Genomic DNA, 15,062 nt, shown 5'->3' with positions numbered 1-15,062 from the left:
CCCCGTGTCGATGGTGCCAGAATCGGTCCATGGCACCCGAAAATATGCGCGACTGGGTCGGCAAGACCCAAACCGTCGAGGACTTCACCGCCCCCTGGCCCGCCCGGGCGCTGATCGCGACGCTCGACGAGCCCGATCCCGAGCCGCGCATGGGCGATCCGCTACCGCCGCTCTGGCACTGGCTCTATTTCCTCGAGGCCGCGCCGGCATCGAAGATCGGGCCGGACGGCCACGGCGAGCGCGGCGAGTTCCTGCCGCCGATCGCGCTGCCGCGCCGCATGTGGGCGGGCAGCCGCTTCGTCTTCGAGGGCGAGCCGCTGCGCATTGGCGATACCGCCAGGCGCGTCTCGGAGATCAAGTCGATCGAACCCAAGACCGGCTCTACCGGCGCCATGGTGTTCGTCACCGTCAAGCACACGCTGTCCGGCGCCAAGGGGACCGCGCTGATCGAAGAGCACGACATCGTCTATCGCGAAGCCGCCAAGCCCGGCGAAACGGCCCGGGAGCCCAAGCCCGCACCCATCGATCCCACCGTGACGAAGACCGTGATGCCGGATCCTGTGCTGCTGTTCCGGTTCTCGGCTCTCACCTTCAACGGCCATCGCATCCACTACGACCAGCCCTACGTTACCGGGACCGAGGGCTATCCGGGCCTGATCGTGCACGGCCCGTTGCTCGGGCTGCTGCAGATCGAACTGGCGCGTCGCTCCAATCCGGGAAAAGTGCCGGAGAGCTTCGAGTTCCGGGCGCTGTCGCCGCTGTTCGCCGGCGTGCCGTTCACCGTTGCCGCACGCCGCGAGGCCGACGGCGTGTTCACGACCTGGATCGCCAATGCGAACGGCGGCCTCGCCCAGCAGGGAAAGGCGACCTTTCGATGAACCGACGCCGTCCGACGACCTGCGTGACGTGAAAGTGGTGTAAACTGCGGGTCGTGCCTGATGTGTCCCTCTCCCTGCCGGTCAAATCTGCATCGACCCTCGAGCGCCAGCTCGCGGCGCAGCGCATGCGCCGGCCCGCCGATCCGCTGCTCTCGCTGGTCGTGCCGGTGTTCAACGAAGAGGAATCGATCGAGATTTTCCTGACGTCGGTCGAGCCGTTCCTGGAGCGGGCCGGGTTGCGCTTCGAGATCGTGTTCGTCAACGACGGCTCGCGAGACGATACGCTCGCTCGTCTGCTCGACTGCAGCGCGCTCGATCCCCGCATCCGGGTGGTGAACCTGTCGCGCAACTTCGGCAAGGAAGCGGCCCTCACCGCCGGCATCGACCACGCCAAAGGCGACATCCTGATCCCGATCGACATCGACCTGCAGGATCCGCCGGATCTGTTCGGCCCGTTCATCGATCGCTGGCGCGAGGGCTACGATATCGTCTACGGCGTGCGCTCGGCGCGGACCTGGGACACCGCGACCAAACGCGTCTCGGCGGGCTGGTTCTACTGGGCGTTCAATACCATGTCGCCGGTGCGCATCCCTCCCAATGTCGGCGACTTCCGCCTGGTCGACCGGCGCGCGATCGAGGTGTTGCGCCAGCTGCCGGAACGCAATCGCTTCATGAAGGGCCTGTTCGCCTGGGTCGGCTTCAACGCGATCGGGGTGCCCTACGAGCGGCCGCAGCGCGCGGCGGGCGCGAGCAAGTTCAATCTCTGGCGGCTGTGGAACTTCGCGCTCGACGGCGTGGTGAGCTTCTCGACCGTGCCGCTCAGGGCGTCTTTCTACGGTGGGCTGGCGATCGCGGCGGTCGCCGGGCTGTACGCCCTGTTCATCATCGGCCGGGTCCTGATCTTCGGCATCGACACGCCGGGCTATGCCTCGCTGCTGATCGCAGTGCTGTCGCTCGGCGCCATCCAGCTCGTCTCGATCGGCATCATCGGCGAGTATCTCGGTCGGCTGTTCCTCGAGGTCAAAGGCCGACCGATCTACGTCGTCGAGAACGTCTACGAGAATGGCGAGGACGGCGGACCGAAGGCCTGATGGATCTCAAGGAAGAAGACATCCTCGGCGCCGATATCGGCCGGCACTGGTACTACCGCTCCAAGGCCGCCGCGCTTCGCCGCATGGTCGAGCCGCTCGGGCCGCAGCGCGTGCTCGATGTCGGCGCGGGCTCCGGTTTCTTCTCACGCCATCTCCTGGCCGAAGGCGGCGCGAAGTCCGCGCTCTGCGTCGACGTCGGCTACGCACGCAACCGCGACGAGACGCTCGACGGCAAGCCGGTGCTTTATCGACGCGACTGCAGCCCGACCGACTGCGACCTGGTTCTGATGATGGATGTGCTGGAACATGTCGACAATGATGTGGGCCTTGTGCGCCATTATGCGGCCAAAGTGCTGTCCGGCACGCACTTCCTGGTAACGGTGCCGGCCTTCCGCTTCCTGTGGAGCGGCCACGACGTGTTCCTCGATCACAGGCGGCGCTACACCCTGCCCGAGATCGAGACGACCTTGCGCGACGCCGGGCTCACCGTCGTGAGAGGCGCGTATTATTTCGGCCTGATCTTCCCGCTCGCCACCGCCATGCGCCTCGCCGGCCGCGGCGACGCCACGCCACGCAGCAGCCTCAGGAAGCACGGCGCGCTGACCAACGGCCTGCTCGCCGCCGCCTGCGCGGCGGAACTGCCGCTCTTTCCGCTCAATCGACTCGCTGGCCTCTCGGCGTTCGTGCTGGCAAAGAAGCCCTGAGTTCGGCTTTTCAGCCGGACTGCAAGGAGGCTGCATGCAGGTGATCGAGACGATCGAGACGTTCCGCGCGGCGCGCAGCCGCTATCCACGGCTCGGCCTGGTGCCGACCATGGGCTTTCTCCACGAAGGCCATCTCAGCCTGGTCCGCCGCGCCAGGGAGGAATGCGGCGCCGTCGCCGTCAGCATATTCGTCAATCCGACGCAGTTCGCCGCCAACGAGGACTTCAGCACCTATCCGCGCAATATGGAGCGCGACCTGTCGATGCTCCGCGAAATACAGACGGACCTGGTGTTCACGCCGACGCCAGCCATCGTCTATCCGCCGGGCCACGATACCGGCGTCGAAGTCGGCGCCGTCACCGGCGTCCTGGAGGGCGTGGTGCGGCCCGGCCATTTCCGGGGCGTTGCGACCGTCGTCTGCAAGCTCTTCAACATCGTCCAGCCGACCAAAGCCTATTTCGGCCAGAAGGACGCGCAGCAGTGCGTCGTAATCGCCAAGATGGCGCGCGACCTCGACATGCCGCTGGAGGTCGTGGTCTGCCCGACGGTGCGCGAAGCCGACGGCCTCGCGATGAGCAGCCGCAACAGCTACCTCAAGCCCGACGAGCGCCGCGCCGCCACCGTGCTGCGGCGCGCGCTTGCCGCCGCCGAGGCGCGCTTCTCGGCAGGCGAGCGGTCGGCCGAGACGCTGCGCCAGGCCATGCGCGAGACGCTGGCGACGGAGCCGATGGGCTCTGTTGAATATGTCAGCATCGCCGACCGCGGCTCGCTGAAAGAGCTCGGGCAGGTTCCGGCCGACGGTGCGCTCGCCTCGATGGCGGTTCGGTTCGGCAAGACCCGGCTGATCGACAACGTGATCCTGGGCAGCTAGGCGGCAATTAGGCCGCGACGTCCTTCGCGCCGATGCGGCGGCGCCTGGCGTTGATCTCGCGCAGCACCATCAGCATCTCGTCGGCGACGATGTCGCCCGGGATGCCATCGCCCTCGGCCTTGAGCTCGTCCATGTCGACCCACACCGCGTAGAGCGGCGCGGTGCGCGAGGTGATGATGCCGGCATGCAGCAGCGTCTTGATCAGGACGCGGAAGATGTTGGTGCTCTCCTTCAGCGAGGCGCGACGCTCCTCGTCGCCGAACGTCTCGCGCACAGCGTCGCGCACCCACTCCCAGTCGAGGCCGTACTTGGCGTAGATCACCTGCTTCTGCTCGGTGTTGATCAGGTTGAACAGCAGCATCTGGAAGGTCTGCGCCGCCCAGTCCTCGACCTTCTTGTGCTCCTCGTCGCTCAGGTACCGGATGGTCTTCGCCGCCCACAGCCGCCCGAAGCGATGGTGGAACGCCTCGTCGCTCATCACCAGCTGCACCAGCCGGCGCAGAACGGGGTCGTTGGTCTTGGCGTTGAGCGTGGCAAAGGCGCCCATCGCGATGCCCTCGACCAGCATCTGCATGCCGACGATCTTCTTGTAGACCTCGGGCGTGCTCACCAGGTCGGCGAGCACCGTGGCGATGGTCTTGCCGACCGGCAGCGGCGCGCCCCACCGGGCGGCGATGTAGCGCGTGAAGCCGGTCACGTGGCGGGCCTCCTCGCGCGCCTGGTTGGCGGCATATTCCTGCGCCCCGGGATCGAGCAGCACGTGGCACAGGCTGGCCGACAGCGAGAGGGCGCCCTGCTCGCCATGCAGCAGGTTGGAGATCGACCAGTGCGTCACGTCGTTGGAGAGCTGGATTTTCTGGCGGACGTCCAGCCGGCTGGCGACCGCCTCGCAGCGCAGCTCGACGATCGCCTCGTCTGGCATGATCGGCCGGTTGACCAGGTCGAAGGGCAAGTCGAAATCGATGTAATTCTTGTCCAGCGGGTCCCAGAAGTGGTCGTGGGTGGCCGAAATGATGCTGTCGAAGGCGTCGCTCCGGCGGCCATAACGCGGGACTTCCAGCATCGCCGGGAAATCTTCTGGCGCGACAGCATCATAGGCCTTGTCGTAGGTGATTTGCTGCGCCATGTGAGGCCTCCGATCCACGGTGAATATGACGGCCACGTCACCTTTTTCAATGGATTTTTCCCCAGTCCCGGATCATGGGGTTTCCGCCATATTCCGGGGCCAAGGGCGGGCGGTTCCGGCCGCCCGCAAGGAGTGTGAAATGTCCCGCCGACGCCGCATCTACGAGGGCAAGGCCAAGACCTTGTTCGAGGGGCCAGAGCCCGGGACCATCGTCCAGTACTTCAAGGACGACGCCACCGCGTTCAACAACAAGAAGAAGGGCACGATCACCGGCAAGGGGGTGATCAACAACCGCATTTCCGAGTTCCTGATGACCAAGCTCGGGGAGATCGGCGTGCCGACCCACTTCATCCGGCGGCTGAACATGCGCGAGCAGCTCATCCGGCAGGTCGAGATCATCCCGCTCGAGGTCGTGGTCAGGAACGTCGCCGCCGGATCCTTCGCCACGCGCTTCGGTGTCGAGGAAGGCACGCAATTGCCGCGCTCCATCATGGAATTCTTCTACAAGAACGACCAGCTCGCCGATCCGATGGTGACCGAGGAGCACATCACTGCCTTCGGCTGGGCGACACCTCAGGACCTCGATGACATCGTGGCCCTGACGCTCCGGGTCAACGACTTCCTGTTCGGCCTGTTCCTCGGCTGCGGCATCAAGCTGATCGACTTCAAGATCGAGTTCGGCCGCCTCTATGAGGACGACATGGTCCGCATCGTGCTCGCCGATGAGATCAGCCCCGATTCCTGCCGGCTGTGGGACCTGCGGACCAACGAGAAGATGGACAAGGACCGCTTCCGCCGCGACCTCGGCAAGGTCGAGGAGGCCTACCAGGAGGTTGCCCGCCGGCTCGGCATCCTGATCGACCAGGGCCCCGGCGACGTGCGCGGCCCGACAACGCTGCAATAAGGGGCGAGATGAAAGCCAGAGTTCACGTGACCCTCAAGAACGGTGTGCTCGACCCCCAGGGCAAGGCCATCGGACATTCCCTGAACCGCCTCGGTTTCGCCGAGGTGGGCGACGTCCGGCAGGGCAAGTTCATCGAGCTGGAGCTCGCCGAGACCGACATGGCGCGGGCCAAGGCCCGGCTCGAGGACATGTGCAGGAAGCTGCTCGCCAACACGGTGATCGAGAACTATTCGATCGAGCTGGTCGGTTGAGGCGCGCCCGTGGATGGGCGTCAAGCAGCATGGCAATCGGCGCTTCAGCTGGGACGACGACAAGCGACGCAAGGTCAGGAAGGACCATGGCATCGATCTTGCCGATTAGCTCGCTGCATTCGATGGACCGACCTTGGAAATGGAGGCTCAGGAGCACCATATCGATGGCCTGCGCATCAAGATCCTGGCGCTTTCGCGCGGCAATATAGCCGTGATCGTCTACACTGAAATTGACGTTGGCAATGAGGTGCGCTTGATCACCGCCTGGCGCGCCAACAAATTTGAGCAATCGTTGTACTATCAGACGTTCTTCGGCGAGACCTACGGAGAGTGAGCGCAATGGCATCACACAGGACGGCGGAGACCGTGGAGCGGCCGACCACAGCGCGCGACTGGATCGGCGCGAAGGTCAACTTGCCGGGTGAAAAGCATCGCCCAAAACCCAATGGCACGAAGTTCCACATCTATCGTGCGCATGGCATGCGGCTGACGTTCGCGGTCACGGACGGCAAGAAGCCACCTGCACGGGCCGGCCTCGGACGCTCGGTAGACTGGGAGTTCTTGAAGACGGTCGAAGAGTCCGGTGGAAAGCGAGTAGGATTTACGGAGCCCGACGCCAAGAAGGCGATCGCTGAAAAAGGCTATCTCCTGGTCAAGCTCCCGGCAGCGTAGTGCGATCATGAAAGCCGCAATCCTCGTATTTCCCGGGTCCAATCGCGAAGCCGATGTCGCGCAGGCGATCGAGCTGGTCACCGGGCGCAAGCCCCAGATGATCTGGCATGGCGACGGCGACTTCGAGAAGACCGACCTGATCGTCGTGCCGGGCGGCTTCTCCTACGGCGACTACCTGCGCTGCGGCGCCATGGCAGCTCAGTCACCCGTGATGGCCGAGGTGAAGAAGCGCGCGGCGCAGGGCGTGCCGGTGCTGGGTATCTGCAACGGCTTCCAGATCGTCACCGAGGCCGGACTTCTGCCGGGCACGCTGATGCGCAACGAGAAGCTGAAGTTCATCTGCGCCGACGTGCACCTCAAGGTCGAGACCAGCCAGAGCCTGTTCACCAACCGCTACCAGGCCGGCCAGGTGATCAAGGTCCCGGTGGCGCACGCCGAGGGCAACTATTTTGCCGACGAGGACACGCTGAAGAAGCTCGAAGACCGCGGCCAGATCGCCTTCCGCTACTGCAGCGCCGACGGCACGGTGGACGCCGACGGCAATCCCAACGGCTCGATCCGCAACATCGCCGGCGTCTTCAACGAGACCAAGACGGTGATGGGGCTGATGCCGCATCCGGAAAACGCGGTCGAGCCGATGTTCGGCGGCACCGACGGCAAGGCGCTGTTCGAAGGTCTCGTAGAGGCCCTGTCGTGACCATCGCCGCCGAGAAGAATCCGCCCGCCAAGCTGCCCAACGAGCCCGCGATCACGCCGCAGATCGTGGCCGAGCATGGCCTCGCGCCCGACGAATACCAGCGGCTGCTGAAGATCATGGGCCGCGAACCCACCATGGTCGAGCTCGGCATCTTCTCGGCGATGTGGAGCGAGCACTGCTCCTACAAATCCTCGAAGGTCTGGCTGAAGAAGCTGCCGACCAAGGCCCCCTGGGTAATCCAGGGGCCTGGCGAAAATGCCGGCGTGATCGACATCGGGGACGGCCAGGCCGCCATCTTCAAGATGGAGAGCCACAACCACCCCTCCTATATCGAGCCCTACCAGGGTGCGGCCACCGGCGTCGGTGGCATACTGCGCGATGTCTTCACCATGGGCGCGCGGCCGGTGGCCAACCTCAATGCCCTGCGCTTCGGCGATCCGAAGCATCCCAAGACGCGGCATCTCGTGTCGGGCGTGGTCGCCGGCATCGGCGGCTACGGCAACTGCATGGGCATCCCGACCGTCGGCGGCGAGACCAACTTCCATGCCGCCTACAACGGCAACATCCTTGTCAATGCCATGACGGTCGGGATCGCGCCGACGGACAAGATCTTCTACGCCGCCGCCGCTGGCATCGGCAATCCGATGGTCTATGTCGGTTCCAAGACCGGCCGCGACGGCATCCACGGCGCCACCATGTCGTCGACCGAGTTCAACGAGGACAGCGAGAGCAAGCGGCCGACGGTTCAGGTCGGCGACCCGTTCGTCGAGAAGCTGCTGCTCGAGGCCTGCCTCGAGCTGATGGCGACCGACGCGATCATCGCCATCCAGGACATGGGCGCGGCCGGCCTCACCTCCTCGTCGTTCGAGATGGCGGCCAAGGGCAGCCTCGGACTCGAGATGGCGCTCGACAAGGTGCCGATGCGCGAGACCGGCATGAACCCCTATGAGCTCATGCTCTCCGAGAGCCAGGAGCGCATGCTTATCGTGCTCAAGCCCGGCCGCGAGGAGCAGGCACGCAAGATTTTCGAGAAGTGGGAGCTCGACTTCGCGGTGATCGGCCATCTTACCGACACCGAGCGCATGGTGCTGACTTGGCACGGCGATGTGGTCGGCAACATCCCCATTCCTCCGCTGGTCACCGAAGCGCCGATGTACGAGAGGCCGTGGGCCCTGACCGAGCTGCCGGCCGTGCTCGATGCCTCGACGGTGCCGGCGCCGAAGGACTGGAACGCCTCGCTGCTCACCCTGATGAGCTGCCCCGATCTCGCGAGCAAGGCGTGGATCTGGCACCAGTACGACCACCTGATCATGGGCAACACCGCCATCCGGCCGCAGGACGGAGATGCCGCCGTGGTGCGCGTGCCGGGCGGCCACAAGGGCCTCGCCATGACGTCGGACTGCACGCCGCGCTACGTGCAGGCTCACCCCGAAACCGGCGGCATGCAGGCGGTCGCCGAAGCCTGGCGCAACATCACGGCGACCGGCGCCAGGCCGCTCGCCGTCACCGACAACATGAACTTCGGCAATCCGCAAAAGCCCGAGATCATGGGCCAATTCGCCGGCGCCATCATGGGCATGGCCGAGGCCTGCAAGGTGCTCGACTTCCCCGTCGTGTCGGGCAATGTCTCGCTCTACAACGAGACCGAGGGCCGGCCGATCCTGCCGACGCCGACGATCGGCGCGGTGGGCGTGATCGACGACGTCAGCAAGACCGTCGGCTCGCGCCTAACCCAGGGCGGCCTCGCCATCATCCTGGTCGGCGAGACGCAGGGCTGGCTCGGCCAGTCGATCTACCTGCGCGAGCTGCACGGCCGGGAAGAAGGCGCGCCGCCTCCCGTCGATCTCGCGGCCGAGCGCCGCAACGGCGACTTCGTGCGCAGCCAGATCGATGCCCGCAGGGTCGCCGCCTGCCACGACCTGTCCGACGGCGGCCTGCTCGTCGGCTTGGCGGAGATGTGCATCGCCGGCGGTACCGGCGTCACGGTCAAGGTTCCGGCTGGAACGGCCGTTCCCTCGCACGCGTTTTTCTATGGCGAGGATCAGGCCCGCTATCTCATCGCCACCGGCGCGGGGGACGATATGCTCGAGGCCGCCGGGGCGGCCGGCGTGCCGGCGGTGCAGCTCGGCTACTCGGGCGGCGCATCCCTGGTCATCGAGGGACTGGTTTCGCTGACGTTGGCCGAGATCAAGGCAGCACACGAGGACTGGCTGCCGACCTACATGAATGCCGCAGAATAAGGGGTTTTGAAGCCATGCCGATGGCCGCCGAAGACATCATCGCCCTGATCAAGCAGGGTATCCCGGGCGCCGAGGTCGAGATGCAGGACCTTGCCGGAGACGGCGACCATTGGGCCGCCACGGTCGTTTCACCGGCCTTCGCCGGCAAGACGAAGATCCAGCAGCACCAGATGGTCTATGGCGCGCTTGGCGGCCGGATGGGTGGCGTTCTCCACGCCTTGAAGCTGACCACCATGGCGCAGAAGCCCTGACCGTCTTATATTCGGTCCATATCCTTGGGAGTTTCAGACATGAGCGACGTGTTTGACCGCATTCGCGACGAGATCGGCAAGAACGACGTGCTGCTGTTCATGAAGGGCACGCCGGTGTTCCCCCAGTGCGGCTTCTCGGCCGCGGTGGTCGATGTGCTGAGCCAGCTCGGCGTGAAGTTCCACGGCATCAACATCCTGACCGACGGCGAGCTGCGCCAGGGCATCAAGGAGTTCAGCCAGTGGCCGACCATTCCCCAGCTCTACGTGAAGGGTGAGTTCGTCGGCGGCTGCGACATCATCCGCGAGATGTTCGAGACCGGCGAGCTCGAGCAGTTGATGAAGGAAAAGGGCGTGACCTTGGCTCACGCCGCCTGAGGAAGTCTTCGCTGGGAGCGCGGCTCTCCAGAGCCGCTCTTCCCTCGGTTTGCGACAATCCATGAGCGGCTCTGGAGAGCCGCGCTCCCAGCTCACGCAAACACGTAGGACGCCATCGAGAGGTTGCCGGACGTGAAGCTGCGATGGAGCGCCCGGCCGCGCGCACCCTCTCCTGCCGCACCATACGCAACGTGCAGCGGCAGGAAGTGCTCATCGGTGGGATGGGCATCCTTGGCGTACGGCGCCTCGCTGCGATAGTTCGCCAGCGCGGTCTCGTCGCCCGCCTCGATCTTCTCCGCGACCCAGTCGTCGAACGCCTTGGCCCATGGCTCGGGCGGCATGCCATGCTGGCCGCGCATAAGGCGCCGAAGATTGTGGGTAGCGCTGCCGCTGCCCATCACCAGCACGCCCTCCTCCCGCAAGGGCGCGAGCTTGCGGCCGAGCGCGATATGATCGGCCGGCGTCGCATAGGGCTGTACCGAAAGCTGGAAGATCGGAATATCGGCTTTGGGCCAACCGAGCATCGCCGGAACCCAGGCGCCGTGATCGAGGCCATAGGTCGGATCGATCGCCGCGCCGGTCAGCGTGGCAACACGCTCCGCCAGTTCTGGCGCGCCAGGCGCATCGTAGCGCAGCCGGTAGAGCGCATCCGGAAAACCGTAGAAGTCATGAATCGTCTCGGGCCGTGCATTGGTCGAGACGGCCGGCCGTTCGGTGTTCCAGTGCGCCGACACCGCCACGATTGCCTTGGGCCGCGGCAGCACCTCGCCAAGCGTCTCGAGGAAGGCGCGCGCCGGCACATCCTTTTCGAGATAGAGCATGGGCGAGCCATGCGACACGAAGACAGACGGCATCGGCATTGCTTCGATCCTCACACAACATCTGAAATTAGCAAGGCAAGAGACGGTTCATGTTCGTTGCCGCAGGGGCCCACGGTCGCGACGGTGATATGGTGATTGGTGGCGGCGCACGCGATGGCCCATGCGCACGCGATGCTGCGAACGTCAGCCCCCTTTATTCCCCGGCGTTGTCGTGTCAGCTTGTCTGCAACAGTGTCCGTAAAGAGGGTTAGCAATGCGTTATCTGCGACGACTGGCGGCCGTGGCGGCGTGCCTCGGTGTGCTCTCCGCCGTCCCGGCGGCGTCCGAGACCACGCTGCGGCTGGTGGCACATTCCGACCTCAAGGTGCTCGATCCGATCTGGACGACGGCATTCATCACCCGAAACCACGGCTACATGGTCTACGACGTCCTCTTCGCCAAGGATGCGAAAGGCGTGGTCCAACCGCAGATGGTGGACAAGTACGAGGTCTCGCCGGACAAGCTGACCTGGACCTTCACCTTGCGTCCCGGCCTGGAATGGACCGACGGCAAGCCGGTCACGGCAGAAGACTGCGTCGCCTCGATCCGGCGCTGGGCGGCGCGTGACGCGCTCGGCCAGCAGCTCATGGGTGCGACTGGCGAACTCAAGGTGCTCGACGAGAAAAGCTTCCGCCTGACGTTGAAGGAGCCGTTCGGCCTGGTGCTCGACGCGCTCGGCAAGCCTTCGTCCAATGTGCCCTTCATGATGCCCAAGCGTGTCGCCGACACCGATCCCAACAAGCAGATCGACGACTACACCGGCTCCGGCCCGTTCATGTTCAAGCGCGACGAGTGGAAGCCGGGCGAAAAGATCGTCTATCTCAAGAATCCAAAGTACAAGCCGCGCGACGAGCCGCCCTCGATGCTGGCCGGCGGGAAAGTCGTCAAGGTCGACCGCGTCGAATGGCTCGCGATCACCGATCCGGCGACGGCGGCCAACGCGCTCATCGCGGGTGAGATCGACATCATCGAGGTGCCGCCGCCCGACCTCTTCCCGGTGCTCAAGGCGGACAAAAACATCGCGCTGTACGGCTGGAACCAGGCCGGCAGCCAGATCATCATGCGCATGAACCACCTGCATCCGCCATTCGACAACGTGAAGGCCCGGCAGGCCGTGTTGTACTCGATCGCGCAGGAGGATTTCCTGCGAGCGCAGGTCGGCGATCCCGAGATCTACAAGCTGTGCAACGCCCCTCTTGTCTGCGGCTCGAAGTACGAGAAGAGCTATGGCGACCTGCTGATCAAGCCCGACTACGAGAAGTCGAAGGCGCTCCTCAAGGAGGCAGGTTACGACGGCAAGCCGATCGTGATGATGCACCAGACCGACCTGCAGTCGTCGAACCAGCTGCCGGCCGTCGGCAAGCAGCTGCTCGAGAGAGGCGGGTTCAAGGTCGACGTGCAATCGACCGACTGGCAGACAGTCGTGTCGCGGCGCGCGCGCAAGGAAGCGCCCGACAAGGGTGGCTGGAACATCTTCTACACCACCACCACGACGGTCGACGCCGACAACCCGGCCGCCAACTCCTTCTCGAGCGGCGGTTGCGACAAGGCGTGGTTCGGCTGGCCGTGCGATCCCGAGATCGAGAAGCTGCGTGCCTCCTTCGCCCGTGAGACAGACCCCGAGAAACAGAAGGCGATCGCCCTCGCCGTGTCCGACCGCATCATGGAGCAGGCGCAGTACGTCGTCCTCGGCCAGTACAAGGCATTCGGCGCGTACCGCAAGGACCGCATCGACGGCTGGCTGCAAAGCCCGGCCGCCGTGTGGTGGAACATCAGCAAGAAGTGACGACGAATAGATCCCTCGGCTACGCCTCGGGATGACAGTCATGGAGAGGCTCCGCCGCTGCCTTGATTGTCATCCCGGGCGCCGCATCGTCGCCTACGCCGCCTGCGCTACAAGCGCTTTCTCGTGCCAGCGCAGCGCTGCCTCCGCGACCCTCTTGCCGAGCGCCTGGGCGGTGCGGAACTCGCTCGCGCCGATGCCCTCGTTGCCCTGGTCGGCATTGGCCTGCGCCATCACGCCGAGCGAGGCGCCGGTGCGGTTGAGATCGTCGGTAGAGCCCTTGGAATGGTTGTTGCCCGGCGCCAGGCCAAGGCCGACCCACACCATGCCGTGCTGCTGGGCGAGCGTCAGGAGCTGGTAGATGGTGTTCTGCTTGTCGCCGCCCCACGAGGCGGAGACGGTGAATCCAGCAGCCAGCTTGTCCTGCCAGGACCGCGCCATCCATTTCTTCGACGTCCAGTCCTTGAACTTGGCGAAATCGGCGCTCACGCCGCCCATATAGGTCGGGCTGCCGAAGACGATGGCATCAGCCGCATCCAGCTCGGCCTCGCGGGCCTCCGCTTCGGAGGTGGGCACGAGCGTCGTCTTGACGCCCGGGACCTCTTGGGCGCCTGCGGCAACGGCTTGGGCAATGGCCTGGGTGTGGCCGTAGCCGGAATGATAGACGATCGCGACAGTGGTCATTTTGGTCTCCAATCCTGAGCAGATTACTTCAAGTGACTGGACACACTTAAGGGCCGGACTATATATCCGCTAGTAGGTACCGAATCGTAACCTTTGGAATTTTTCCATGACCGATAATCATCCTGTGGAAGGCCACGAAGGCGGCGCCGCCGCCTGCCCCATGGATTACATCCTGCGCATGCTGATGGGTCCGTGGACCACGTACATCGTGTACAATCTCCGCACCTACGGGCCGCAGCGCTTCGGCGAGCTGAAGCGCCGGGTGAGCGGGGTGTCGGCGAAGATGCTGACCGAGCGACTGCGCACTCTGGAAGGCGCCGGGCTGATCAAGCGTGACTATGAGGCCACCATTCCGCCCAAGGTGACCTATTCCCTCACCGCCCGCGGCCATGAGCTCGACGAGGTGCTGGGGGGTCTGGCCAACGTCGCGATCCGCTGGCAAGCGGAAGATGCGGCCGCGAAAGCCAGCCGACACGCGGAGCTGAAGGCGGCGTAATCTTTGCTGGGAGCGCGGGTCTCCAGACCCGCTCAAACTCATGAGCGGGTCTGGAGACCCGCGCTCCCCGCGATGATCAACCCGGCACGTTGAGGTGGCCCTTCACGAAGGTGAGGTCCACGAAGGTCCTGGGGTCGGCATCGCGCGCCACCTGGCCCTGGCCCTTCCAGAGCTCCACCTGCCTGTAGATGTCGCCGACATCGAGACGGCCTTCCGGGTCGATGAAGGGGAGCCCCGCCGAGACCAGCGCCGGCGTCTGCTTCACCGCCGCGGCAAGAATTGCGAGCATCTCGTCATAGCCCGGTCCCGGCACCAGCTTGCCGTTCTCGCGCTTGCCGAACGCCTCGTTGTAGGCCGCGGCGCCGCGCTGGTAGCCGGCGATGAACTTCTCGACCAGCGGCCGGCGCTCGGCGATCGTCTTGGGTGAGGTGAACACGCCGCCCAGCTGCCATGGCGCCTCGTCGCCGACCCAGGCAAGGAGGTGCCCGCCCGCTTCCGCCTCCACCTGCCGCCACGTCGTCACCGGCCAGATCGCGCCGTCGACCGTGCCGCCCTTGAAGGCAGCCGCCATGTTGGGCAGCGAGTTCAGGGGCACCATGGTGATGGTCTTGGTGTCGATGCCGTGCTTGCGCGCCACCACCTCAATCGAATAGTGCATCGAGGAGCCGGCCGTGGTCATCGCGATGCGCTTGCCCGCGAGATCCTTGATCGACCGCACGCCGGACTCCCAGGCGGCGTTGGTCACAGTGATGGCAACGAGCGGATAGCCTGCCTTCTCGGCGCTTTGCGCGGCGATCACCTTCAACCCGCCCTTGGCAGCAAGATTGTAGAAGCCTGCGGTGAAGGCGGTCATGCCGAAATCGGCATCGCCCGATACGACAGCGAGCGGCGGCTGGGTCGCGGCGGTGAAGTCCTTGACCGTCAGATCGAGGCCCGCCTCCTTGAACCAGCCCTTCTCGAGCGCAATGAACACCGGTCCGGACGACGACAGGCGCAGGAGCGCAATCGACGCCTTGGCGAGATCCTGCCCGCGCGCAACGGACGCCAGCGGCACGGCAGCCATCGCGCCCAATGCGGCCCGACGCGTCAAACGATCTTGAACCAACCACTGCCTCCCGATTTTCGTCGGAGTATGGCGGGTTCAATTCAGCCGCGAAAGGCTGCGGCATGTTTCGTATC

At 65.1% G+C, this 15,062-nt stretch carries 18 protein-coding genes; 14 read left to right on the top strand and 4 right to left on the bottom strand.

The genetic code is table 11. The features are described from left to right. The first annotated feature begins 29 nt into the window (after nucleotides 1-29). From ACQY8M_RS17800 to panC, 4 genes are read left to right on the top strand one after another with little or no spacing between them, the layout of a single operon-like run. Nucleotides 30-878: an FAS1-like dehydratase domain-containing protein gene (locus tag ACQY8M_RS17800; protein ID WP_428674595.1), complete on the top strand. Its 849-nt coding sequence runs from the start codon at nucleotides 30-32 to the stop codon at nucleotides 876-878. Between the two features lie 53 nt (nucleotides 879-931). Continuing rightward, nucleotides 932-1,969 (top strand): glycosyltransferase family 2 protein, encoded by a 1,038-nt coding sequence (locus tag ACQY8M_RS17795; protein WP_428674593.1) that lies wholly within the window; start codon nucleotides 932-934, stop codon nucleotides 1,967-1,969. Then, complete coding sequence (locus tag ACQY8M_RS17790; RefSeq protein WP_428674591.1) at nucleotides 1,969-2,673, top strand: class I SAM-dependent methyltransferase; 705 nt, start codon at nucleotides 1,969-1,971, stop codon at nucleotides 2,671-2,673. The genes ACQY8M_RS17795 and ACQY8M_RS17790 overlap by 1 nt, the downstream gene beginning before the upstream one ends. 34 nt (nucleotides 2,674-2,707) lie before the next feature. Next, the gene (gene panC / locus ACQY8M_RS17785) at nucleotides 2,708-3,544 is read left to right on the top strand and encodes a pantoate--beta-alanine ligase (protein ID WP_428674589.1); all 837 of its coding nucleotides are present in this window, start codon (nucleotides 2,708-2,710) and stop codon (nucleotides 3,542-3,544) included. Between the two features lie 7 nt (nucleotides 3,545-3,551). On the opposite strand, the gene ACQY8M_RS17780 is transcribed toward panC, so the two are convergent. Further along, on the bottom strand, nucleotides 3,552-4,670 hold the full coding sequence (locus ACQY8M_RS17780) for a ferritin-like domain-containing protein (protein WP_428674587.1): 1,119 nt from the start codon (nucleotides 4,668-4,670) through the stop codon (nucleotides 3,552-3,554). Between the two features lie 139 nt (nucleotides 4,671-4,809). Between ACQY8M_RS17780 and purC the strand changes: the two genes are divergently transcribed. The 8 genes from purC (at nucleotide 4,810) to grxD (ending at nucleotide 10,060) form a co-directional block, all read left to right on the top strand. After that, nucleotides 4,810-5,574 carry a phosphoribosylaminoimidazolesuccinocarboxamide synthase gene (gene purC / locus ACQY8M_RS17775; RefSeq protein ID WP_428674585.1) on the top strand — a complete coding sequence of 255 codons (765 nt, stop codon included), beginning with the start codon at nucleotides 4,810-4,812 and terminating at the stop codon, nucleotides 5,572-5,574. A gap of 8 nt (nucleotides 5,575-5,582) precedes the next feature. Then, entirely contained in the window at nucleotides 5,583-5,825 is a 243-nt protein-coding gene (purS, locus tag ACQY8M_RS17770; protein ID WP_428674583.1) for a phosphoribosylformylglycinamidine synthase subunit PurS, read from the top strand. 133 nt (nucleotides 5,826-5,958) lie between these two features. Beyond that, on the top strand, nucleotides 5,959-6,159 hold the full coding sequence (locus tag ACQY8M_RS17765; RefSeq protein ID WP_428674581.1) for a hypothetical protein: 201 nt from the start codon (nucleotides 5,959-5,961) through the stop codon (nucleotides 6,157-6,159). Nucleotides 6,160-6,191: 32 nt separating this feature from the next. Next, entirely contained in the window at nucleotides 6,192-6,497 is a 306-nt protein-coding gene (locus tag ACQY8M_RS17760; RefSeq protein ID WP_428674579.1) for a hypothetical protein, read from the top strand. 7 nt (nucleotides 6,498-6,504) lie between these two features. Then, complete coding sequence (purQ, locus tag ACQY8M_RS17755) at nucleotides 6,505-7,194, top strand: phosphoribosylformylglycinamidine synthase subunit PurQ (RefSeq protein WP_428674577.1); 690 nt, start codon at nucleotides 6,505-6,507, stop codon at nucleotides 7,192-7,194. 32 nt (nucleotides 7,195-7,226) lie between these two features. After that, nucleotides 7,227-9,434: a phosphoribosylformylglycinamidine synthase subunit PurL gene (gene purL / locus ACQY8M_RS17750; RefSeq protein ID WP_428675380.1), complete on the top strand. Its 2,208-nt coding sequence runs from the start codon at nucleotides 7,227-7,229 to the stop codon at nucleotides 9,432-9,434. Nucleotides 9,435-9,448: 14 nt separating this feature from the next. Beyond that, nucleotides 9,449-9,685, top strand: a complete 237-nt coding sequence (locus ACQY8M_RS17745; protein ID WP_428674575.1) for a BolA family protein — start codon at nucleotides 9,449-9,451, stop codon at nucleotides 9,683-9,685. A 39-nt stretch (nucleotides 9,686-9,724) separates the two neighbouring features. Then, nucleotides 9,725-10,060 carry a Grx4 family monothiol glutaredoxin gene (gene grxD / locus ACQY8M_RS17740; RefSeq protein WP_428674573.1) on the top strand — a complete coding sequence of 112 codons (336 nt, stop codon included), beginning with the start codon at nucleotides 9,725-9,727 and terminating at the stop codon, nucleotides 10,058-10,060. A 92-nt stretch (nucleotides 10,061-10,152) separates the two neighbouring features. On the opposite strand, the gene ACQY8M_RS17735 is transcribed toward grxD, so the two are convergent. Continuing rightward, nucleotides 10,153-10,914 carry a DODA-type extradiol aromatic ring-opening family dioxygenase gene (locus ACQY8M_RS17735; protein ID WP_428674571.1) on the bottom strand — a complete coding sequence of 254 codons (762 nt, stop codon included), beginning with the start codon at nucleotides 10,912-10,914 and terminating at the stop codon, nucleotides 10,153-10,155. Between the two features lie 220 nt (nucleotides 10,915-11,134). On the opposite strand from ACQY8M_RS17735, the gene ACQY8M_RS17730 reads away from it, so the two are divergent. Continuing rightward, a complete protein-coding gene (locus tag ACQY8M_RS17730; protein ID WP_428674569.1) occupies nucleotides 11,135-12,706 on the top strand; it encodes an ABC transporter substrate-binding protein in 1,572 nt (523 codons plus the stop codon). A gap of 93 nt (nucleotides 12,707-12,799) precedes the next feature. Here ACQY8M_RS17730 and ACQY8M_RS17725 read toward each other — a convergent pair whose 3' ends face one another. Continuing rightward, on the bottom strand, nucleotides 12,800-13,387 hold the full coding sequence (locus tag ACQY8M_RS17725; RefSeq protein WP_428674567.1) for an NAD(P)H-dependent oxidoreductase: 588 nt from the start codon (nucleotides 13,385-13,387) through the stop codon (nucleotides 12,800-12,802). Nucleotides 13,388-13,493: 106 nt separating this feature from the next. Between ACQY8M_RS17725 and ACQY8M_RS17720 the strand changes: the two genes are divergently transcribed. Then, complete coding sequence (locus ACQY8M_RS17720; protein WP_428674565.1) at nucleotides 13,494-13,883, top strand: winged helix-turn-helix transcriptional regulator; 390 nt, start codon at nucleotides 13,494-13,496, stop codon at nucleotides 13,881-13,883. A 76-nt stretch (nucleotides 13,884-13,959) separates the two neighbouring features. Here the strand turns inward: ACQY8M_RS17720 and ACQY8M_RS17715 are convergent, their stop codons facing one another. Then, nucleotides 13,960-14,988 (bottom strand): ABC transporter substrate-binding protein, encoded by a 1,029-nt coding sequence (locus ACQY8M_RS17715; RefSeq protein WP_428674563.1) that lies wholly within the window; start codon nucleotides 14,986-14,988, stop codon nucleotides 13,960-13,962. Nucleotides 14,989-15,062: the final 74 nt, after the last annotated feature.

The organism is Reyranella sp. (genome assembly GCF_965279465.1).
GTDB lineage: Bacteria > Pseudomonadota > Alphaproteobacteria > Reyranellales > Reyranellaceae > Reyranella.
Note: the sequence above shows the minus strand (reverse complement) of the source record. Positions and strands in the feature narration are given on the sequence as shown.

Excerpts from the sequence above, each read along its gene's own strand:
- ACQY8M_RS17800 (WP_428674595.1), top strand. The coding sequence starts at position 30 with ATGGCACCCGAAAATATGCGCGACTGGGTCGGCAAGACCCAAACCGTC.
- purQ (WP_428674577.1), top strand. The coding sequence starts at position 6,505 with ATGAAAGCCGCAATCCTCGTATTTCCCGGGTCCAATCGCGAAGCCGAT.
- grxD (WP_428674573.1), top strand. The coding sequence starts at position 9,725 with ATGAGCGACGTGTTTGACCGCATTCGCGACGAGATCGGCAAGAACGAC.
- ACQY8M_RS17780 (WP_428674587.1), bottom strand. The coding sequence starts at position 4,670 with ATGGCGCAGCAAATCACCTACGACAAGGCCTATGATGCTGTCGCGCCA.
- purC (WP_428674585.1), top strand. The coding sequence starts at position 4,810 with ATGTCCCGCCGACGCCGCATCTACGAGGGCAAGGCCAAGACCTTGTTC.
- ACQY8M_RS17745 (WP_428674575.1), top strand. The coding sequence starts at position 9,449 with ATGCCGATGGCCGCCGAAGACATCATCGCCCTGATCAAGCAGGGTATC.
- ACQY8M_RS17720 (WP_428674565.1), top strand. The coding sequence starts at position 13,494 with ATGACCGATAATCATCCTGTGGAAGGCCACGAAGGCGGCGCCGCCGCC.
- ACQY8M_RS17730 (WP_428674569.1), top strand. The coding sequence starts at position 11,135 with ATGCGTTATCTGCGACGACTGGCGGCCGTGGCGGCGTGCCTCGGTGTG.
- ACQY8M_RS17725 (WP_428674567.1), bottom strand. The coding sequence starts at position 13,387 with ATGACCACTGTCGCGATCGTCTATCATTCCGGCTACGGCCACACCCAG.
- purS (WP_428674583.1), top strand. The coding sequence starts at position 5,583 with ATGAAAGCCAGAGTTCACGTGACCCTCAAGAACGGTGTGCTCGACCCC.
- ACQY8M_RS17735 (WP_428674571.1), bottom strand. The coding sequence starts at position 10,914 with ATGCCGTCTGTCTTCGTGTCGCATGGCTCGCCCATGCTCTATCTCGAA.
- panC (WP_428674589.1), top strand. The coding sequence starts at position 2,708 with ATGCAGGTGATCGAGACGATCGAGACGTTCCGCGCGGCGCGCAGCCGC.
- ACQY8M_RS17790 (WP_428674591.1), top strand. The coding sequence starts at position 1,969 with ATGGATCTCAAGGAAGAAGACATCCTCGGCGCCGATATCGGCCGGCAC.